Annotated in this window: 18 protein-coding genes and 3 pseudogenes; 9 read left to right on the forward strand and 12 right to left on the reverse strand. The window is 33.6% G+C overall.

Features of this window, described 5'->3' with window-relative positions; translation table 11 throughout:
- Positions 1-311 precede the first annotated feature (311 nt).
- Together MKX31_RS15070 and MKX31_RS15075 are read right to left on the reverse strand one after the other, a co-directional pair.
- Positions 312-1469 carry an agmatine deiminase family protein gene (locus MKX31_RS15070; RefSeq protein ID WP_340981060.1) on the reverse strand — a complete coding sequence of 386 codons (1158 nt, stop codon included), beginning with the start codon at positions 1467-1469 and terminating at the stop codon, positions 312-314.
- Between the two features lie 230 nt (positions 1470-1699).
- A complete protein-coding gene (locus MKX31_RS15075) occupies positions 1700-2827 on the reverse strand; it encodes a serine hydrolase domain-containing protein (RefSeq protein WP_340981062.1) in 1128 nt (375 codons plus the stop codon).
- 262 nt (positions 2828-3089) lie between these two features.
- On the opposite strand from MKX31_RS15075, the pseudogene MKX31_RS15080 reads away from it, so the two are divergent.
- Positions 3090-3320, forward strand: a pseudogene (locus tag MKX31_RS15080) (hypothetical protein).
- Positions 3321-3429: 109 nt separating this feature from the next.
- Here MKX31_RS15080 and MKX31_RS15085 read toward each other — a convergent pair.
- Complete coding sequence (locus MKX31_RS15085) at positions 3430-4662, reverse strand: MFS transporter (RefSeq protein ID WP_340981063.1); 1233 nt, start codon at positions 4660-4662, stop codon at positions 3430-3432.
- Between the two features lie 85 nt (positions 4663-4747).
- Here MKX31_RS15085 and MKX31_RS15090 point away from each other — a divergent pair, with 85 nt between their 5' ends.
- The 3 genes and pseudogenes from MKX31_RS15090 to MKX31_RS15100 all read left to right on the forward strand — a co-directional run bounded on the left by MKX31_RS15090 (position 4748) and on the right by MKX31_RS15100 (position 6872).
- Entirely contained in the window at positions 4748-5599 is an 852-nt protein-coding gene (locus MKX31_RS15090; RefSeq protein WP_103655096.1) for a LysR family transcriptional regulator, read from the forward strand.
- Complete coding sequence (locus tag MKX31_RS15095) at positions 5592-6101, forward strand: DUF3916 domain-containing protein (RefSeq protein WP_098112117.1); 510 nt, start codon at positions 5592-5594, stop codon at positions 6099-6101. Before MKX31_RS15090 ends, MKX31_RS15095 begins: the two co-directional genes overlap by 8 nt.
- A 93-nt stretch (positions 6102-6194) precedes the next feature.
- A pseudogene (locus tag MKX31_RS15100) lies at positions 6195-6872 on the forward strand (YdcF family protein).
- Positions 6873-6916: 44 nt separating this feature from the next.
- Here the strand turns inward: MKX31_RS15100 and MKX31_RS15105 are convergent.
- The 4 genes and pseudogenes from MKX31_RS15105 to MKX31_RS15120 all read right to left on the reverse strand — a co-directional run bounded on the left by MKX31_RS15105 (position 6917) and on the right by MKX31_RS15120 (position 11790).
- Positions 6917-7861, reverse strand: coding sequence for a glycerophosphodiester phosphodiesterase (locus tag MKX31_RS15105; protein ID WP_088047068.1), 945 nt, complete (start codon positions 7859-7861; stop codon positions 6917-6919).
- A gap of 531 nt (positions 7862-8392) precedes the next feature.
- Positions 8393-9184, reverse strand: a pseudogene (locus MKX31_RS15110) (hypothetical protein).
- Complete coding sequence (locus MKX31_RS15115; RefSeq protein WP_088047067.1) at positions 9159-9812, reverse strand: hypothetical protein; 654 nt, start codon at positions 9810-9812, stop codon at positions 9159-9161. The pseudogene MKX31_RS15110 and the gene MKX31_RS15115 overlap by 26 nt, the downstream one beginning before the upstream one ends.
- A gap of 358 nt (positions 9813-10170) precedes the next feature.
- The gene (locus MKX31_RS15120) at positions 10171-11790 is read right to left on the reverse strand and encodes an FAD-dependent oxidoreductase (protein ID WP_142387355.1); all 1620 of its coding nucleotides are present in this window, start codon (positions 11788-11790) and stop codon (positions 10171-10173) included.
- A 477-nt stretch (positions 11791-12267) separates the two neighbouring features.
- On the opposite strand from MKX31_RS15120, the gene MKX31_RS15125 reads away from it, so the two are divergent.
- The 5 genes from MKX31_RS15125 (at position 12268) to MKX31_RS15145 (ending at position 16776) form a co-directional block, all read left to right on the forward strand.
- Positions 12268-12612 carry an ArsR/SmtB family transcription factor gene (locus MKX31_RS15125; RefSeq protein WP_088047065.1) on the forward strand — a complete coding sequence of 115 codons (345 nt, stop codon included), beginning with the start codon at positions 12268-12270 and terminating at the stop codon, positions 12610-12612.
- An 18-nt stretch (positions 12613-12630) separates the two neighbouring features.
- Entirely contained in the window at positions 12631-13629 is a 999-nt protein-coding gene (locus tag MKX31_RS15130; RefSeq protein WP_088047064.1) for an NADP-dependent oxidoreductase, read from the forward strand.
- A 178-nt stretch (positions 13630-13807) separates the two neighbouring features.
- On the forward strand, positions 13808-15274 hold the full coding sequence (locus MKX31_RS15135; RefSeq protein ID WP_340981065.1) for a protein adenylyltransferase SelO: 1467 nt from the start codon (positions 13808-13810) through the stop codon (positions 15272-15274).
- Positions 15275-15496: 222 nt separating this feature from the next.
- Positions 15497-16591, forward strand: a complete 1095-nt coding sequence (locus MKX31_RS15140; protein WP_064476912.1) for a Rap family tetratricopeptide repeat protein — start codon at positions 15497-15499, stop codon at positions 16589-16591.
- Positions 16588-16776, forward strand: coding sequence for a Phr family secreted Rap phosphatase inhibitor (locus MKX31_RS15145; RefSeq protein WP_064476913.1), 189 nt, complete (start codon positions 16588-16590; stop codon positions 16774-16776). The genes MKX31_RS15140 and MKX31_RS15145 overlap by 4 nt, the downstream gene beginning before the upstream one ends.
- A gap of 74 nt (positions 16777-16850) precedes the next feature.
- Here MKX31_RS15145 and MKX31_RS15150 read toward each other — a convergent pair whose 3' ends face one another.
- The 5 genes from MKX31_RS15150 to MKX31_RS15170 all read right to left on the reverse strand — a co-directional run bounded on the left by MKX31_RS15150 (position 16851) and on the right by MKX31_RS15170 (position 20860).
- Complete coding sequence (locus MKX31_RS15150) at positions 16851-17450, reverse strand: FMN-binding negative transcriptional regulator (RefSeq protein WP_340981067.1); 600 nt, start codon at positions 17448-17450, stop codon at positions 16851-16853.
- A gap of 134 nt (positions 17451-17584) precedes the next feature.
- The gene (locus tag MKX31_RS15155) at positions 17585-18112 is read right to left on the reverse strand and encodes a GrpB family protein (RefSeq protein WP_340981069.1); all 528 of its coding nucleotides are present in this window, start codon (positions 18110-18112) and stop codon (positions 17585-17587) included.
- Between the two features lie 23 nt (positions 18113-18135).
- Positions 18136-18483: a DUF4260 domain-containing protein gene (locus tag MKX31_RS15160; protein WP_064476916.1), complete on the reverse strand. Its 348-nt coding sequence runs from the start codon at positions 18481-18483 to the stop codon at positions 18136-18138.
- Positions 18484-18495: 12 nt separating this feature from the next.
- The gene (locus MKX31_RS15165) at positions 18496-19464 is read right to left on the reverse strand and encodes a bile acid:sodium symporter family protein (RefSeq protein WP_149173493.1); all 969 of its coding nucleotides are present in this window, start codon (positions 19462-19464) and stop codon (positions 18496-18498) included.
- Positions 19465-19468: 4 nt separating this feature from the next.
- Entirely contained in the window at positions 19469-20860 is a 1392-nt protein-coding gene (locus tag MKX31_RS15170) for an FAD-binding oxidoreductase (protein WP_340981072.1), read from the reverse strand.
- Positions 20861-20893: the final 33 nt, after the last annotated feature.

Below are 20893 nucleotides of genomic sequence, written 5' to 3' on the forward strand. Positions count from 1 at the left end.
GCCAACTATTTCTCTTTTCATAACAATTTTCGAAACGTGCACATTTCATGAATGGATTATAGCACGGAGAAATATTATATATTTATATAAAAAATATATAGCCGTGGTTGAGCGAAAAATTGACTCTTGACAGTATTTTAAATAGGAAAATATGAAATTGAATAATAGAATCATAAGCCCTATCATTATGAAACTAGTTAATATTATTCCTTTCAATGCCCTTGCTCCTTTTTGCGAAAAATAAAACATGACAAAATAGATAAAGGTAACAATGTACCTATTTTGTCGGAAGGTTGCTGAATTTCAATCGATTATTTCAATTGAATCGGTTGTTGCTGTGTAACACAATGAATCATGCCACCATTTTTATACAGCTCTCTCACATCAATACCAACTACTTTACGATCTGGGTATAACTTCTGAATCGTATCGTTTGCGATTTTATCATTCGGATCATTATAATTAGGCACCAACACCACAGTATTACCAATATAATAATTGATATACGATCCTTTATAATCGAGAACTTTTCCATTTTCTAAAGCAACTTTATCTTTACTAAGCGGTAAGTATTCATACTTATATTTCTTTCCTGACGCATTTTTTGCATCTAACAACGTATCCATATCTTTGTTTGACAAACCCCATTCGGCTAGGTCATCTTCTTTCATCGTTACAATCGTAGATTTACCATGGAATTTAGCAAAACCATCAATATGAAAGTCAGTAATATCTAAATTAGGCACCCCGTCTAACCAAATAAAGTTTGTTACCCCAAGGTCACTTATATATTTTTCAATTTCCTTTTCTGATAAATCTGGATTTCTATTTTTATTCATTACAGCACTCCGGGTTAATAATGCTGTACCGTTGCTGTCTAATTCAATTGCGCCGCCTTCAAGGACAAATTTTCCCCAATCAATTCTTTCGATCCCTAATTGTTTACTAACATTCTCACGAATACGAGCATCATTTTTATAAGGAGTTTTCTTCCCCCAACCATTAAATGCTGGATCTAATATTTTAAGATTTTTATTATTGTCATAAACAAAAATTGGTCCACTATCTCTTGCCCATACATCATCAGTAGGGGCGATAAAGAAATCAACTTTATCCATATTCAGTCCTTTATCTATTAAAAGCTTATTAATTCGCTCTTTCTCCTCCTCATCGTATGCAACAATGTGGACTTTTTCACCTTCAGTTAAAGAGCTTGCCATCTTAACCCAAATCGGTTCAACTTCCTGCTTATACTCTTCACCATATGTGTATTCATGAGGCCATTGCAGCCATGTACCTTCATGTTTATCTTTTTCATCTGGCATCGTATATTTCCCAACTTTTTTCTGTACCTCTACTTTTCCATTCTCTTTGCCTTTTACATTTTCTTTACCACCTTCAAAAGAACAACCACTAATAATCGTTGTAGATAATGTAGCTATTAAACAAAACTTTACTACTTTTTTCACCTTTTCATCCTCCTGTTCTTACCTCCAATAATGTAAAGCTTCACATAGTGTGAAGCTCAAGCTTTTTCTTCAATGTAAAAATTCCCAATTATTCTTTACAGTCATATCATTTAACTACCTATATGTATTTATTCAACTACCTTCCTTACCTACTTATTTAGCACGCTGAACTTTACGAAATAAAAAAATCGGTATTGATCATTACATATCAATACCGACTTTTAAAATTATTATTTTCCTTCTATTAAATCATTCGCCATTTTCCTAAACTCCTGATTAAACGTATCATTCATACCATTTTGTACGTTAGAGAATAATATGACAAACGTTCGTTTATCCCGGCTAAAGTTATTAAATGTATTCCAACCAGCTAATACACCATGGTTATGATAATAATCTGGATTAGTATAGAAACTAAATCCATATTTTCTTACAGGTGATGCAGTAAACATATCTGATACACTTTGTTTAGAAATCAACTTTCCATCCATAATAGCCTCATCTAATCTTTTCATATCTTCAACAGTCGTATACATTTCACCACACCCATACAACCAGTTCATTTTTAAGCGGGGTGCAGCTATTAACTCATTATCTTTTTTCATATAACCTTCTGCTAAGAAAATATCTTCAGGGAGAGTTGCACCCATTCCAGATTCATGCATTTCAACAGGCGTAAAAATATTTTCTTTCACATATTCAGCGAGCGGTTTATTCGATATCTTTTCTACAATATACGCAAGCACCATATAATTATAATCTGTATATTTCCACCCAGTCCCTGCAGAAAATTGCAATTTTTGTGCACCAATCCACGTTACTAACTTTAATCGTGACGCCGCATCAACCCTACCTTGTCCCTGATCTGGCAACCCAGACGTATGTGTTAACAAATTTCGTAACGTAATGTTTTTATCTGCCGGAAATGATGGAATATATTTATTTACATTGTCTTCAATATTTAATTTCCCTTTTTCTTTTAGCTGCATAATAGATATTGCAACGACTGTTTTCGTAATAGAACCAATACGATATTTCGTTCTCGGCGTTGTTACTACTTTATCTTTCACATTCGCATATCCATAACCTTTTCGTAAAACCACATGATCTTTACTAGCTACCAGAACACTCCCATTAAACCCTTTATCTTTTAAGTATTGATCTAGTTTTCCAGCTACAACTTCATAGCGTTTTTTCTCATTTGCATCAACTTCTTGCATATCGTCCTTTTGCTTACTATTTACATTAGAAAATGCCTTTATATCATATTTCTTACCTTTATGTGCATGTATTAGTGCAACGACACTCCCACAAAAAATAGCAAAAATAAAGAAAACGATTAACCATTTCTTTAACATACTAGGAACCCTCTTTTATCTAGTTTCAATTAACGTACATCCATTCTGTTCTATATCTTTTAATTTTCAAATATTTTATAATACTACCTATCTATTATTCACCTATTTAAACTAGATTCCTTTTTCTCATATTCAGTTTTTGGCTACTCTCTATTGTATTTCTTTCTTGCAAAATTTCCACCTTACAATCGGATACACCCTACTATAATTTCAACAGCTTATGTAACATTTGTTACACATACTAAAAAATGGAGTTGTTACGATGAAAAATACTGATAAACGCAATCGTTTAAATGATATGATGTTCCATTACAAAGTAACAAAAAATAACATAGTTTTAATTGAATATTACGGAAAATGAATTAAAGTATTAAAAGGAAATGATGCTGAAAAATTTTTAAACAAAATAAATCATGCACATAACGATACAGAAAAACAACTCATTATGGCTAAAGTAACAGGTAATTTCAAAAGAGGCAATGAACGTCATTGAAAACGAATCTCATTTATCTTTTGATTATACAACATATAAAAAAGAAATGTCGCACATTCGGCATTTCTTTAGATTTTCTTCATATAAAATTTACATTACTAACTTTCTTTTATTTTTTGTTTTTACTATATAAACTCACTGCCGAGATACATAGTAATAACACTATACATAACCACGCATACGTATAGCCTTTTTCATCTACAATACAACCAAATAAAACAGGTGCAACAACAATCGCAATTTGATTGAATGTAAGTGCCAAACTAACTGTTATTCCAACACATTCTTCACTTGCCAATTCAGCAACTTCGACGATAAAAAGACTAAACCATCCAATTGAAAAGAAGCCTAACAATGCACTTACACCATACAATACTCCACTCGTTACTGTATGTATGCACATTACTAACAATAGAATCAAACCGATAGAAGCGCAGACAGCTATAAATAAAGGTATGCGCCGATTCCCCTTATAAAACAAATCACTACTAGCTGCTAATGCAACACGACCAATCATTCCAGAAAAGAACATCACTGAAAATACGGTTCCAGCTACAATAGATGTGATAGATTGTCCCTTTACTAAAAATTTCATAAAGTGCCCAACTAACACCATTTGCAATGAAATCATGCAAATACCCGTTATATAAATTAGATACAACTCTTTTTTGCATATCACTACTTTTAGCTGCGTCCAAAAAGAAATTTTAATATGTTCTTTCCTTACTTCCTCCTGAACATATGGCTCTTTATAAAACATAAAAAATAATAAACCTCCAATTATACAAATGCATGCCATACTATTTATCCCGTAAGTCACATTATATTGTATTGTAAGAAAAGGGATTAATACTCCTGCTAAAGCACCACCAATCGGTATACCCGCTTGCCTTATTCCCATCGCTAATCCACGATTTTCTTTTGAGAACCATTTTAAAATCACTTTACTTCCTCCTGGCTGGGAAACACTATAAAACATCCCTACTAATAAAAGTACAAATAACAGTCCATTAAATCCATTTACTATATTAGTTAGTAAAAGCGAACCTCCTAGCAAAAATGAACTTATAGAAATTAATAATTTTTCATTATATTGATCAAGTAACCGACCGACAAACAGCATACAAAATAGCGGTCCAATATTTACAACACTTACTAACAATCCACTCTCCGTATTCGTAAGTCCATATTCTTCTTTCCAAAATAACGCCAAAACTCCAACACCATACGTTATAAGTGTCGCTGTTGTTTGAGCAATCGTCGCAACAATTAACATCATCCACTTATAATTTCTATTCATCCTTTCTTCGATTAACAAAATAATCCCTCCATCCACTTTCATTGTATGAAAGTTCTGATATCATATAAAATAAAGATTCATTATATAATCCATCAAAAAAAATGATACCTTTTCGGAGGGATACTACGTGGACATAAAAGATTTAACTGTATTTTACGAAGTTGCGAAGGAAAGTAATATTTCTCACGCAGCTAAAAATTTGAACTATGTACAATCAGGCGTAACAATGCGTATGAAACAACTAGAAAATGAATTAGGTGTGCCTTTATTTTACCGTAACGGAAAAGGTGTAACTTTAACTTCTAACGGTGAAATTTTATTAACATACGCTAAACAAATTATCCACTTAATGAATCAATCTATAAAAGCGGTTCAAAGTAATGGAACTGAGCCAAAGGGCACGTTGAAAATTGGATGTACAGAATCTACAACTGCGGTAAGGCTTCCCTCTATATTAACGGCCTACTATGAGAAACACCCAAAAGTCGAATTGATTTTAGAAACAAATACGACCGAACAACTAATTAGGCTAGTGTTAGAAAGAAAACTAGACGGAGCGTTTATAGCTGGCTCTACTCAGCACGCTGAACTTCATACAAGTGTATTTCGTGAAGAAGAATTAGTTCTCATTAGTAAAAAACCTTTACCCTCTCTTAAAGACATAGAAGATATGAATTTACTCGCTTTTAGTCACGGTTGCTATTATAGAAGTTTATTAGAAGACTGGCTTCAAGAAGTAGGAATCTCACCTAAACGAGTATTAGAGTATGGAACAATTGAAGCGATACTCGCATGTGTAAAATCAAATATGGGCGTAGCAATTATGATGAAATCTATTTTAAATGATCATGCACATAACTTATCATTCAATCCTTTACCAAATAGATTCAAAAAAGTTCCTACTACTTTTATTATTAGAAAAGATCTATATTACTCAGCTGCATTACAAAAATTTATGGAGATGATTCACAATGCGTGAAAAGAAAATACGTGGGATGAAGCGTAAAACAAATACGATGATAAAGCGAATTGAAGAACATACAAAAACGTTCCCTTCTGCTTTCTATGACGATGAATATTGGTATATGCTATTACCAGTTTCTCAAGCTTTTATCAATTCATGTAAAACACCTAGCAAAGTAAAACGATTGTGTATACAAACCTTATTAAATCAAGCACAGCATTTAATAAAAATAAAACCGAGCGATACACATACATATCGAGTTGTTGTTTTAATTTCTATAGAAAATTTATGGAGATCGCAAATTATCGTATTTAAAAACGATGACTACTTTCAAAATTTTTTCAATAGAAATAATGAATTTCAAAAATGGATTCCTCTTTCAAATGAGTCTGATTTTTGGAAGACATGGGGAATTTCAATTTGTCCTACTGTCCAAACATTGCACTTTGAAGAAGTCATTTATGATGAGGATGCAATCGATGAAAAAGAGATTTGGTTTGTTGGAGAATTATCTTAAAAGGGGTACTTTCAAATGAAAAACTTCCCTTTTTCCACTTAATAAAATCGCTATATAATGAATTTATCATTTTACTATATAGGAGGTTTTCACATGGTAATCCCTAAATATCCTGATGTCCCTACTCTTACGAAAAAGCAAATCTACCAAATTACAGAAATCACTTTTCTAAAAGAAATAACACCACAAAAATGTGATGCCATTTTCGTTTTCGGCGGTTCTCATTCTGGCAATTGGCAAACTCCACTAAAAGCTTATCAACAAGGTTTAGGAAAGCAAATTATCGTTACAGGTGGTACTAGTTTGCATGGCATGAAGCATCCGAGCTGGAATTACGGGGAATTGTCAGAAGCAGAAGTAATTGTAAATAAATTAATTGAACAAGGCGTACCAAAAGACGCTATCCTATTCGAGACAAACTCCCTCCATTCTATTGCTAATGTAATTGAAGCGAAAAAGATTTTTGATTTCACAAAGATTAATCGGCTACTATTTGTATGCAAAAGTTTAGGAGCTGGTCGGCAATATAGAGTATTAAAAAAACATCTACCTAAAACTATTACTTGTATCCCATATACATTTGATACAAGTTTCGATGGTGAGTTTATAATGAATAGATATAATTGAATGGAAGATGAAAAGAGTCGCTCTATGATTTTTGGAGAATACTTGAGAAATGTTTGCTACGGTAGAAAAGGCGGCATTGAGCCACCTGAAAAAGAAGTTCAAGGTTTAGAGGAATATGTATCCTACTACTATAATCTAGCATAATAGAAAAAGGTATACCCAAAACAACGGTATACCTTTTCACCTATTTATTTTTCCTTTAGCACACTATGTAATCGATCAGGATAATTTGTAAACATTCCTGTAGCACCCCATTTAATTAATAATCTCATATCTTGTTTCTCGTTAATTGTATACGGGTGAATTAACAATCCATTTTTCCTAGCCATTTTCATATATGACTCATCAATAATTATTTCTCCGTTATCATTACGTAAGTTCGGTCCAATACCAACTGCATACTTTTTAATTTCTTGAAAATCATCATTCGTTACACTTTTCGGTTCATGTGTAATACCAGACCATTCAACAATCTCATTGTTTTCATTTGGATAATACCAAAGCAGTTGAACTAACGGAATATTTTTATTCATACTATGAATCTTTGTTAAACTATCTTTACTAAATGATTGAATCATAACACGACTAGATGACATGTTTTGACCTACTAAATTATATTTATTTAACAATGCTAACAATTTCTCTTCCATTCCTGGATACACATCTGGTGATTTTGTTTCAATGTAATACTTCATGCTTCTACCGTACTTTTGGAAGATTTCTTCAAGAGTCGGAACTTTTTGACCAACGTACTCTTGCTTAGCCTTTTCTGGATAAGCTTTATTGAACCAAGATCCAGCATCTAAGCTCTTTATTTCATTTAACGTTTTATCTCGTACTTCACCTGTTCCATTTGTAGTACGATCAACTGCTGTATCATGCATTGCAATTAATTGGCCATCCTTAGTTAATTGAATATCTAACTCCAAATAATCCGCTTTCATTTTTTTCACAAGATCATAAGAAGCAAAAGTATGCTCCGGTGCATGTCCACTTGCTCCACGATGTGCAATGTTTAAAAATTTATTCGTATTCCATTCATGCTTCCCTTCTACTTTCGCATGAACAGCTCCCCCAGCAAAAACACTTCCCATCGTAAAGAAAATAACTAATACGCTAATAATTTTTCTCATCCTTCTAACCCTTCCTACGTTGCAAATTTCAACAAGTTAATGAGATTTACACGAAATAGAAGATATACTTTTATTATTTTTATAAGTTTATATTAAAATTCCAATCTTACAAATATAATTCCCCTATGTTATTACTATACTATTTATTTTCTTTATCCCTCCTTTTACATGTAACCCCCTACTGTTTACTGTTCGTTCAATAAAAAAAGCCATAAATTATTTAGAGGACACTTCTGTATCCCTAAATAAATTTATGGCTTATCTCAAATATCTCCGGCCTCGATTAACTTGTCGAAATTAATCATACCAAACCTATTAAAATTTGTGAATATTATTTTTTCAGTACGGTGAAGCTTTAATCAGTATAAGTTATATATCTATCTCATACTAATTAGTATTTGAACACATCGAATTTTTCTGTACAGCCTAATTCCTATCTAACTTCTTTAATTTCCATTCATACAAGATAAAATTCTATGGTCATTTGACGTGATATTTACGTAAATCTAGGTTTTACTTAATTACAAATTCTTAATTTCGTATATCCTTTCTTGCAAGTTTAGTTTTCTTTTGAGATTGTAGTATATTTACATGCCCCGAGGCAGCCATGGCTTGTCTCCTTTTCTTCCTTGACAATTTAGGCTGCTTTTGAGACTGTAATTCTTTTAAATGTCCCGAAGTAATACCTTGTTTTCTAAAATCAAAGTAAAAATACAAATGTGTACTTAGGGCTAAGAACACAACGGAAAAAAATGAGGCGAGAATGATTAATAAAATAGCCATAGCCTTTTGGCCCAAAATTCCAATACTAACTTGACCAATCATATAACCTAAACTCGAAAAAAATACAATTCCAGGAATTTTCACACCTTGATTAGTTGTCCCCCTTAAGCGGGCTGTAAAATATTTAATCCAGAATAATTCAGATTTATAAACAATTAAACTATATGCAATAAGCGATAGAATAAAAAATAAAGGTGACTCTATTTCTACGAATTCATAAGCTAACTTTTGCACAGCTATAAAACTACAAAATGAAATACTTAACTAAACAAATCCAGAATATAGTAAATGTTGCAATTGAGGCTGCCGAGGCTTATAAATGGAAACCCAAATCCCCCATAGATTACATATCACATAAAACGGTAAAGCTACGTAAGAGTATAAATTGTACGGTGGAAATATGAATAAAATGATAAGTAGAAAAAAATTCATGAAAACCCACATAAAGGCTCCTACAACATTCCTTATATCAAATGGTATTAATATTCGTATACAATCAACTATGTTGTTGCCATTATATTTGTCCATTATGCATCCCATCCATTTCCTTCCTCTTCAAATCAATATATACCCATATATATACTCCAGATATACTAAGCACAATAGCAAATAAAGAAAAGACTAAAATTAAGACCGTCGCTAAACCGTTTTGTGATAATGTACCTATACATATTTGTCCAATAACATATCCCAATCCTGATAAATAAACAATTGGAGAAATTTTTATATTGTCATTTTCTTCATTGTTTAATCGCCTTAAAAAACTTTTCATTCCAATAGAAATCAATTTATAGATTGTAAGAATGTAAAGCAGAAAAGTAACAATAAAAAACAGAGGTGTTTCAATTTTAATAAAAGTATATGCAATCTTTTGAATCACTATAAAGCTACCAAAAGAAAAAGTTATCCCCATAAATCCATTATATAAAATGTGTACCAACCTTGGCTCATTTGGTTTACAAAAAAACACCCATACCCCCCATATATTAGCAATCAAAAGAAAAGGTAAAATTATATATAAGTATATAGTAAAGGTTGGAGGAAATAAAAATGGGGTTAAAATCATAAAATTAATAACTACCCACACCATAACGACACTCGATCTTACACTGTCAGGCATCAATTTCTGAATAATTTGTTCTGTGCTTTTTCCGTGGTATTTTTCCATATTACTCTCCTAAAAACTAAAAAATTTTATCTAAAGTTGCTCCGATTACAATCGTAACCTCATTATCAAATATACTAATTCATGCATGTATTTATTTGATAAAATAATAGATTCAATATTCAAACAATATCACTCTCTAGCGTAATATATAATCTCTAGGAAAAATAATACAATAAAAAGATAATCTAATCTAGCGATAGATATCACTTAAAACTAAAAACTGAAAAAATCCTAACAAAAAAAGGGATTAATTTACATATATTTTTATAATAATAATGTCTCTTCACTAAACAATTTTATTTTGTAAGCCAAAAAAATAGAAGTATCGTCCTATATTAGACAATACTTCCTTAGTTACTTAAAAGTCACATAATAAATTACCCATTACCTCTTCAAGCATTACATCTGGATTTACTACCTCTTTTTTCGAACGCCATCCTATAAAGCCATCTGGTCTAATTAATACAGCTCCTCCATTCTCTATCTCATATAATTCACAAATAACATTTTCTTGAGCAATAAAGTCTCCGCTTAACCCTACTCGATACACTTTAATATTTATTCCTAATCTAGATGAAACATCACATACAGCTTCAGCCCAAGAACTATTGTCTACTCCAGTAAGTAATACAAAATTGTTACCAAATAAGTCTAATATAGAAGCTTCTTTCCCTTTATACATCCCCAAAAAGTGCGGTGCTCGTGTTCCAGGTCTTCCATTCAACTCTACGGTATCCATTCTATGTGGAGTGGCTGAATCATCTATTATTGCTTCTGAACAATACTGATACCCAACAGTTACAGCTAAACCATCCATATTATTCGAACTACCTTCTTCTCTATTCGCAGCACGGAATAATAAACTACTCGCATAATTCGTCGTTAATTTTGCAACAGGATATCTCTCTTCATAATATGTTTCTAACAATTTGGGTTTTGCCTTCCCTTTTATAACAGCCGCTAATTTCCAAGCTAGATTGTGCGCATCTTGTATTCCTGTATTTGAACCAAACCCTCCAGTTGGCGGCATAATATGTGCAGAGTCGCCAACTAAAAAAATGCGATTATCTTGAAATTTTGTAGCAGTACTTTCAGTCGCTTCCCACGGTAAAACACTTACTATTTCTGACTCAACATTTGTGCTTCCAATTGCGGTTTGAATAATTTGTTTACAACGTTCTATAGTGAAATCCTCTGGTCGCTCTCCTTTTAATGGATCGTAGGATACATGGTAAATCCATCTTCTTGCGTTATCAACTGGAATAAGCGCACCAAGAACTTCCGGATGAAGTACCATAGAAAAACCAAATGCATCTCCTTGTATAAACTCACTTAAATCCGCTTCAAAATAAATATTCATATAATAGCCACCGATTGTACCTCTTCCCTCAGTACGTATCCCTAGCTGCTCACGTATTTTACTTTTTGCCCCATCTGCTGCAATTACATAGTCACAATGAATAATACTTTCTTCTTCCGTTTCACGATTCCGAATCGTCGCTATTACTCCGTGCTCATTTTGTTCATAAGAAGCTAATTCATGATAAAAAGATAATTCTCCGCCTAATGTTCTCGCTTTTTGTAACATCATCTCTTCTAAAATAATTTGATAACAAGCCGTTTGTTTTGATGGACTAATCTCTTCTATTTTTTGAAGTAACTTTTCATCGTTTCCATACTGATTCGCCCTCATTTGTGCCAATTCTTCCTTATTCGCCTCAGCTATTGTATGAACTGCTATTCTTCCTCGGCAATTTTCTAACGCTTTACTCGCTGATCTAATTCTTTGTTCTAAACCCAATTCTCGAAATAACTCCATCGTACGAAAAGTGATTCCACCTGCTTTCGGATGAATTGCAGTAGACGAGTGCCTTTCAATCAGTAAATAATCAACGTTATGTTTTGCAAGGAATAACGCAGATGCTAACCCTGATAATCCTCCTCCAACAATTAAAACTGGTACATCATTCGATTTCATATATTTACCCTCCACATCATTGTTCTGAGCTCAGTGACATAAATATAATCAAAAAAACAACAAAGATATAGACTTATATTTCATTTTAAATTATCATATAGATAGATTACGCCCCAAATTACTTTTACTTTTTCATACATCTATAATCTTCTTGAATTATGCATGTATGAAAGAGTAAAACGAAACAACTCACTTTAGTAAACACCAAAATAATAAAAACATGATAAGCGGTCGTAACCCTATAAATTATAAAGGGTTACGACCGCTTAATTTTTTCGTCAATGGATTAACCTTACTCATCTGTAAACAACGTATGATTAAACCCTTTTCTATCCCCTACCATTTTCAACAAATAAAATTTCATTCGTCTCGATTTTCTTTCCCAATATTGCAGCTCATTCAACAATCATGTAGCATTACCATATCGATGTAATGGTCCATCATCTTAAACCTTTCGACTAATTCATTGGAGGTAACGTGATTGAAATGAATAAACAAGAACAATTAAATGTTATAAAAAAAGATTTTGTTGATTCTCAAAAAGTATTATTGGCAATTGGCGATGAAACACGCCAAGCTATTTTGTTAGTTCTCATGGAAACGGAATGTCAAACCGGATTACGTGTAGGAGAAATTACGAAGCAAACACACCTTTCTCGACCAGCCGTATCACATCACCTTAGAATTTTACGAGAAGCCGGTATTATTTTAATGCGAAAAGAAGGTACAAAAAACTTTTATTATATTGATATACGTACAAAATTAGGTGTATTAAAAAATCTTGTATTAGATATTGAAAAATTGTTGCACAACTTTTATTGAAGTGTGGAGGGATAAGAAATGAAAGCAATGATAATTGATAAGTATGGAAAAGTTCCAATGCGTATGGCAGAAGTGCCTACTCCTGAAATAAATGAATATGAAGTACTCGCAGAAATTCATGCAGCTAGTATTAACCCAATTGACTTTAAAATACGCGATGGAAAAGTAAAGATGTTACTTAAATATGAAATGCCCTTAATTCTTGGTAATGACTTTTCCGGTGTCATCGTAAAGGTTGGATCAAAAGTGACTCGTTTTAAAACCGGCGATGCAATATATGCACGTCCAAGAAAAAATAAGATCGGTACTTTCGCGGAATATATAGCCATTCATGAGGATGATATAGCTTTAAAACCAAAAAATTTAAGTTTTGAGGAAGCGGCGTCGATTCCTCTCGTTGGCTTAACATCATATCAAGCACTACATGACATCATGCAACTAGAAAAAGGACAAAAGATTTTAATTCACGCTGGATCTGGTGGTGTTGGTACTTTCGCAATTCAGTTAGCAAAAATAATGGGTGCTACCGTTACAACAACTGCTAGTGAAGCTGGTGCTGATTTAGTAAAGTCTCTTGGCGCAGATAAGATTATTAATTACAAAACAGAAAAATTTGAAGAAATACTAAAAGATTATGATGCAGTATTTGATACAATCGGCGGTACAACACTTGAAAAATCATTCAATATTATAAAAAGCGGCGGCAACATTGTTTCCGTTTCAGGAGTGCCAAACGCTCGATTCGGTAAAGAATTTGGTTCTGGATTTTTTAAAACACTCTTATTTTCATTAGCAAGTAAAAAACTTACTGCACTTGAAAAAAAGCATAATGCTCAATATTCATTTTTATTTATGAAGCCAAGCGGGGATCAATTACGTACTATCGCAAACTATATTGAAGCTGGAAAAATCAAACCGGTAATCGATCGAGTTTTCCCTTTTGAAGATGCTCAAAAAGCAATGGAATACTCAGAGGCTGGAAGAGCAAAAGGAAAAATCATTGTAAAAATAAAATAAATATAAAGACTCCATTTTCTTAAAATGGAGTCTTTATATTTACTGTTAAATAGACATAGTGCAGTGAAGTCCTTACAATAGATTGCAAGGGGAAATATCATATTATACTTTTAGCTAATTTTACAAAGAATACATACGTACAAATACATAATAAAAAAATAAACAAGGAGGAGATAAAATGACTAAAAATAATGAAGCTGGTTGGAATTTAGATAATAGTTACACGAATCTACCACAAACATTTTATACAGAAATCCCCCCTACTCCCGTAAGTTCACCGGAGCTAGTTAAACTAAATCATTCACTAGCAATATCTCTTGGATTTAATCCTGAAGAATTGAAAAAAGAAGTTGAAATTGCTATTTTCGCTGGTAATGCACTCCCAGAAGGAGCTCATCCATTAGCACAAGCGTATGCAGGTCATCAATTTGGACATTTTAATATGTTAGGCGACGGTCGCGCGCTTTTAATAGGTGAACAAATTACTCCTTCAGGTAAACGTTTTGACATTCAACTGAAAGGTTCTGGTCCTACTCCGTATTCACGCCGCGGCGATGGTCGTGCGGCACTCGGCCCGATGCTACGCGAGTATATTATTAGTGAAGCAATGTATGCACTCGATATTCCAACTACCCGCAGTTTAGCAGTTGTCACAACTGGCGAACCAACATATCGTGAAACAAAGTTACCTGGAGCAATTTTAACTAGAGTCGCTAGCAGTCATATACGCGTCGGCACATTTCAATATGCTGCAGCTCGCGGTTCTATCGAGGATCTTCAATCACTAGCTGACTATACGATAAAAAGGCATTATCCAGAAATTGAGGCTCATGAAAACCGATATACTGCATTACTACAAGAAGTCATAAAGAAACAAGCGAGTCTCATCGCTAAATGGCAACTTGTTGGATTTATACATGGCGTAATGAATACTGACAATATAACGATTAGTGGAGAAACGATTGATTACGGCCCTTGTGCATTTATGGACAATTACGACCAAGGAACTGTATTTAGCTCTATTGATACACAAGGTCGCTACGCATATGGAAATCAACCATATATGGCCGCATGGGACCTTGCGCGATTAGCAGAATCTTTAATACCGATCCTACATGAAGATGAAGAAGAAGCATTAAAGATTGCTCAAGACGAAATTTCAAAATTTAGCGTACAATATGAAAACAATTGGTTCCTTGGAATGAAAAAGAAATTAGGACTATTTAGCAACGAGGAACAAGATCAATCACTTATTGAGCAACTTTTAAAAATGATGGAGAAACATAAAGCCGATTATACAAATACATTCCGTTCATTAACTCTTAATACGCTCGAAAATACAGCTCTATTTGAAAGTCCTGAATTTAACGAATGGTACAAACTATGGCAATCTCGATTAGAAAAACAAGAAGAATCGAAAGAAAACGCCTACGAAATGATGAAAAATAATAACCCATCCATCATCCCAAGGAACCACCGCGTAGAAGCAGCACTAGAAGCAGCTGTCACAAATGGCGACTATAGCGTAATGGAAAAACTTCTTGAAGCTCTATCAAATCCTTATGCGTATACTACAGATCAAGAAGAATACTGCGTTCCACCTGTACCGACGAATCGTCCTTATCGTACTTTTTGTGGGACTTGATTGTTTAATATAAAAAGGTGTGTTCATACAAATTGTGTGGGCGCACCTTTTTTATACTCTCTCCTCCGCTCTTTCTTTAACCAAAAATAAAAGTCACTCTATTCCAATGAGCTTAATAATAACTCTACTATACAAATGTTGAGAAATATAAAACATCATTTCTAAATATTGTTATTTTTGATACTATATTTTATAAGAATATTCAAAAAGTGAGGGGATTTCATGAACGTTCAACTACAAGGTAATGAACAAATTACGAAATTATTTAATGATTGGTATTTAGCTATGCTTAAACAAGATGTGTCTCAGGCGACAAACTTAAAGCATGAAATTGAGGAAAAGGAACTAAACTTTGAGGAAGATGAAAACTTAGCATTATACTATTCTCTATTAAATTTTCGTTTCAAAGTTTTAACTGATGGTTTAAGTATTACAAAAGACAGTTTCAATAAGATAGATTCTTACTCGATTCCAGCTAATCACCAACTTTCTTACTACTATCATTTATTTAAAGCAATTCATGCTACTTTAACAACAAATTATAATTTAGCAGGTGAATATTATGAAAAAGCTGGGAAACTACTAGTAAATGCCATTGAGGATTTAGAAAAAGGTGAATTTAATTATCGAATGGCTATTTTCCACTATCACTTTTACCAGCCAATTGAAGCTATTGAATATGCAACCAAAGCGAAAGAATCCTTCATAAAAGCTGTAGGGTATGAAAAGAACGTTGCCTCTTGCGAAAGCGTATTAGGTGCAGCTTTTGTATATTTAAAACAATACGAGCAAGCAGAGGAAAAATATAATTCAGCAATCAACATTTTACAGAAACAGGATGAAGAATCATTACTATTAAGAGTGCGTAATAATTTAGGATGGCTATATGCCAATCAAAACTTATCGACACTAGCTATTCGTCATCTATCTGAAGTAACGACAAAAATGCCTACCCATTTCAAAGCTATTTTCTTACAAGCTAGAGAACATTCTAAACTTGATGAAATAAATATTGCTGATCAATTCATAAAAAAAGGATTAAAAATTTGTACAGAACTAAACAATGAAGAATATATGCTTCACTTTAAAATTTTAGAGTCTCTTAACAATAATGAGTCCACTGAAGACTTAGAAAATATTATTCTTGAAGGAATTGCGTATTTCGACAAAGAATCCTTATATAACTACACTCAAGAATATTCAGAAAAATTAGCGGTTAAACTTTACGATGAAAATAATCATATAAAAGCTAGTGAGTATTTTCATAAAGCATTACAAGCAAAAGAAAAAACGTTTGAGAAGGGGGCATTAAAATGATAAAAAAAATTAGTTCTATCGTTTTAGGGTTATCTGTTATAGGCATTGTATCTATCGGTCTCAATAGTTCATTTACATATCAAGCAGGCCATGCGGATTTCCCGGCACCACAAAGACCTGACTTTGTTCAATCTGTTGACGTAAGTAAAGACTACAACTCAACAACAGCTGAAAAAGCACTTTAAAAAACGAAAGACCTTCAATTTAGAAGGTCTTTTTTAAATATGCTTATTTAGAATGTTTCCCTTTCAAGTAAACTTTATTTTCTCATCAACTCCGCAATCCCCCTACTCCCCTCACTACCAACTTTCTCAAGTTCCTCCACAACTAAATTCCGTCTCTCTACAGAATGATTTTGACTTAACTTCGCTTTTCCTTCTATTTTATTTATCTTTATTTTAAAGCCCACTATACCTTTACTTAATCCTGCCATATAATTCGAATCTACCTCATTTAGCGAGTAGGTACTCTGTGGATTTTCATATTTATGTACTAAATCTTGAAGAGAATCTATTAATTCCTGTTCATCCTCAACAACTTCTAACTCTCCATATACATGTACTGCAACATAGTTCCACGTTGGTACAGCTTTGTTTGTTTCATACCACGACGGCGATATGTAACTGTGTGGCCCTTGGAATATAGCGAGTACTTGTTGATTTCCACTATCTTTCCACTGTTCATTCGGACGTGCGAAATGGCCATGTAAAGTTAGAGTCTCCCTATTTAATAACAACGGTAAGTGCGTTGCATACGGTTCCCCGTTATGTTGAGAAAATAATGTCGCAAAGCTATTTTGTTCCATTATTTCGTAATTCATCTCTTCATCTTGTATTGCAAAATATTTTGGTATGTACATAAGCTCCCTCTTTTCCGGTCTTTTATTTCTCATTATATTTAAGTCTCGTAGCATTCAACAGGGCCAGTTTGTATTTGTTTTACAATGGCAGCTTTCAATTTAAAAAGAATAGGCCGCATGTACTCAATGCGACCTTAGTTTATTTCCTCCAGTATACTTGTAATAAATGCCGTCTTACCTTCACTATAACTGGATCGATTTTTTGATTCTCTTGCTAACTCTTTCTTTAAACATCCATATTCAACAGCAACATCGGCATGTTCACGAAGATAATCCCGAAACGCTATATGTCTTCTTAACTCTTCGCTATTTTTGTCACACACATACAAATGATGTTCCATCCAAACTGTACTTTCCCCGTTCCATGGAACGAAAGCGCCCTTTCTGCCAAATACCTCTCTTCCTTCGAAGCTCCAGTCTGCTTGATGGTAATACCCTATCGTTTCAAGCCCTTTTACTACTTCAGGAAAAATTTCGTACTCTTCTATTACTATATCAATATCTAATATTGGTTTTGCTGCAAGTCCTTTAACAGATGTACTCCCAACATGTTCAATGGACAAAACAAGTTCTTTTATTACATTATTAATGAGCGATTGTAGTTTATAAAATTCACTTTCCCATAGGATGTTATATTCTTCGATAGTTATTCTCTGTTTCAATGTATCTCTCTCCCAAAAACAATTTATAACCTTTGAATATGAGTATCTTTAAAACCCTTCTCATATTTCAATCCATATCCAAACATTCGATCCATCCCAATATGTGCTGTCCATATTAATCCTATCATAATAACTGTGTCTATCTTAAAGAAGAAACCTATCATAACAATTAATGTCGATATAATATATGTGTGAAAAATATTATAAATTTTAGCACCTACATGATTATTTATCCCATACGCTAACATGAATACATCCGGTGCTAAAAGGAATACCAAAAATATAATCCAACTAAATTCATATATCGAATACGTATAAATTGTGGCTAATAAAACAGCTAGTCCTTCAAAATGTACAATACGTTTTTGCATTTTTTATCATTCCTATTTTTCTATATTTATTGATAAATTTTCATCACTAAAATTTCTCTTTGCATTTTTTGACCAAATGGTTGCTAAAATCGGTCCTGCAATGTTATGCCATACTGCCGCTAATACACTCGGAAGTGCAGCTGCTGGTCCAAAATGTGCTGTTGCCAGCGCAACACCTAAGCCTGAATTTTGCATTCCTACTTCTATTGAAATAGCCCTTCTTGTTCCTTCGTCTAGTCCAAGTACGAACGCTGTTATATATCCGAGTAAAAAACCAAATGCATTATGAAGCATCACTGCAATAAAGATAAGCAGGCCTGAAGAAATAATGCTACTTACATTCGCTGAAACAACTGCAGAAACTATAATGATAATTGCTACAACTGATATGAAAGGAATAACAGTCATTCCTTTCGTAACAGTTGTAGGGAAAAACTTCTTCACTACTAATCCTAAAATAATAGGTAGGATAATGACTTGTACTATAGAAAGAAACATAGACATAGCATTCACTGGCATCCATTGTCCTGCAAGTAATAATAAAATAAGAGGTGTAGCAATTGGTGCTAGTAACGTTGATAATGACGTCATTGCAATAGACAACGCTAAGTTCCCTTTTGCTAAATAAACCATAACATTTGATGCAGTGCCACCCGGTACTGAACCGAGTAACACTAATCCAGCTGCTAATTCGGCTGGCAGATTCATAACGTAGGCTAGTACGTATGCGACAAGTGGCATAATAATAAACTGAGCACATACACCGATAATAACTGGCAATGGTTTTGTAGCAATGATTTTAAAGTCAACAGCCTTTAATGTTAATCCCATCCCAAACATAACAACGCCAAGTAAAATTGTTATGTAACTAGTTAACCCGAGAAATGGTCCAGGAATGAAATATGCAATAGCTGCAATACAAATAACCCAAAATGCAAAATACTTTCCAGCTATAGTACTTATCGCTTCTAGTACTTTCACCCAATCATCCCCTATCCTTCAACTGAAAAACTTTATTCGGATTCAAAATATTTTGCGGGTCAAGAGCTTTCTTTATTTTTTCCATTACGAGTAATGCCGCCCCATGTTCCACTTCTTGATACTTCCGTTTTCCAATCCCAACGCCATGTTCTCCCGTACACGTTCCACCTCGTTTAAGAGCATATAAAACGATACTTTCATTTATTTCGTCGCCCTTTTCCACTTCTTCTTTATCGTTCGGATCAATCATTAAGAGCACGTGGAAATTCCCGTCTCCTACATGACCAAGAATACCACCGACAAGACCTACTTTATCTAATGTCTCTTTCGCATGTTGGATTGCACCAGCTAATTCTGAAATTGGTACACATACGTCTGTACTCATAAGCTTCTTACCAGGATAGCTATGAACGTAAGAATATGCTAGATTATGCCGTGCATCCCATAATTTATTTCTCGCCGCAGTTTCCGTTTCAAAAGCAACTTCTTTACATTTATGATCAAAAACAATTTCCTTCGTAAATTCTATATCTTGCTTTAGCCCTGCTTCATTACCGTGAAACTCTAAAAACAGCGTAGGCTCTTCTCTGTAACTTGTTTCATTATAATGATTTACTTGTTTCATAGATAATTCATCTACAAGTTCAATTCTCGCAATTGGAATACCCGCTTGTAATATATTAATAACAGCTTCTACTGCATCATTTATAGTTGGAAACGATGCTCTCGCAGCCATAACATGTTCTGGTATGCCGTATACTTTTAACGTTAACTCTGTAAAGCATCCAAGCGTACCTTCTGACCCTACGAAAACACCATTTAAATGGTAACCTGATGATGACTTCGCTGCTAAATTTCCAGTATGTATTACTTCCCCATCAGCAAGAACGACTTCTAAATCACGAACTTGATCACGCATTACCCCATACTTAACTGCTGTCGTTCCGCTTGCATTTGTAGCAGCCATTCCACCTAACGTTGCGTCTGCTCCTGGGTCTACACTAAAAAACAATCCATACTTTTTCAATTCTTTATTAAGCTGAGAGCGAGTCACTCCCGGCTGTACTCTTACAAGGAAATCTTTCTCTCTTATTTCGAGTATTTTATTCATAAGCGAAAAGTCCATTGTAATTCCTTTTTCATATGGAATAACATGTCCCTCTAAACTAGAACCTACCCCAAAAGGAACGACAGGTTTTCCATGCTCACTCGCTACTTTCATTATCCTACTAACCTCTTCAGTCGTTTTCGGAAAAACTACTACATCAGGTAAACTACTAGTATGATAAGATTCATCTTTACTATGTAACTCTCTTACTGTCTTATTTACAACTACTCGATCTTCGGGAAGTACACCCTTTAATTCATTTACTAAACGCTCTACCGTTATTTCCATCGTATACTCGCCTACTTCCTATAAATTTGAATT

The sequence above is a fragment of the Bacillus sp. FSL M8-0063 genome, from assembly GCF_038005545.1.
Taxonomy (GTDB): domain Bacteria; phylum Bacillota; class Bacilli; order Bacillales; family Bacillaceae_G; genus Bacillus_A; species Bacillus_A wiedmannii.

What these genes read in the sequence shown, in the direction of transcription:
- MKX31_RS15105 (WP_088047068.1), bottom strand. Translation starts at nt 7,861, where the DNA reads ATGAGAAAAATTATTAGCGTATTAGTTATTTTCTTTACGATGGGAAGT.
- MKX31_RS15140 (WP_064476912.1), top strand. Translation starts at nt 15,497, where the DNA reads ATGAACGTTCAACTACAAGGTAATGAACAAATTACGAAATTATTTAAT.
- MKX31_RS15075 (WP_340981062.1), bottom strand. Translation starts at nt 2,827, where the DNA reads ATGTTAAAGAAATGGTTAATCGTTTTCTTTATTTTTGCTATTTTTTGT.
- MKX31_RS15145 (WP_064476913.1), top strand. Translation starts at nt 16,588, where the DNA reads ATGATAAAAAAAATTAGTTCTATCGTTTTAGGGTTATCTGTTATAGGC.
- MKX31_RS15150 (WP_340981067.1), bottom strand. Translation starts at nt 17,450, where the DNA reads ATGTACATACCAAAATATTTTGCAATACAAGATGAAGAGATGAATTAC.
- MKX31_RS15170 (WP_340981072.1), bottom strand. Translation starts at nt 20,860, where the DNA reads ATGGAAATAACGGTAGAGCGTTTAGTAAATGAATTAAAGGGTGTACTT.
- MKX31_RS15115 (WP_088047067.1), bottom strand. Translation starts at nt 9,812, where the DNA reads ATGGAAAAATACCACGGAAAAAGCACAGAACAAATTATTCAGAAATTG.
- MKX31_RS15160 (WP_064476916.1), bottom strand. Translation starts at nt 18,483, where the DNA reads ATGCAAAAACGTATTGTACATTTTGAAGGACTAGCTGTTTTATTAGCC.
- MKX31_RS15135 (WP_340981065.1), top strand. Translation starts at nt 13,808, where the DNA reads ATGACTAAAAATAATGAAGCTGGTTGGAATTTAGATAATAGTTACACG.
- MKX31_RS15085 (WP_340981063.1), bottom strand. Translation starts at nt 4,662, where the DNA reads ATGAAAGTGGATGGAGGGATTATTTTGTTAATCGAAGAAAGGATGAAT.
- MKX31_RS15120 (WP_142387355.1), bottom strand. Translation starts at nt 11,790, where the DNA reads ATGAAATCGAATGATGTACCAGTTTTAATTGTTGGAGGAGGATTATCA.
- MKX31_RS15095 (WP_098112117.1), top strand. Translation starts at nt 5,592, where the DNA reads ATGCGTGAAAAGAAAATACGTGGGATGAAGCGTAAAACAAATACGATG.
- MKX31_RS15130 (WP_088047064.1), top strand. Translation starts at nt 12,631, where the DNA reads ATGAAAGCAATGATAATTGATAAGTATGGAAAAGTTCCAATGCGTATG.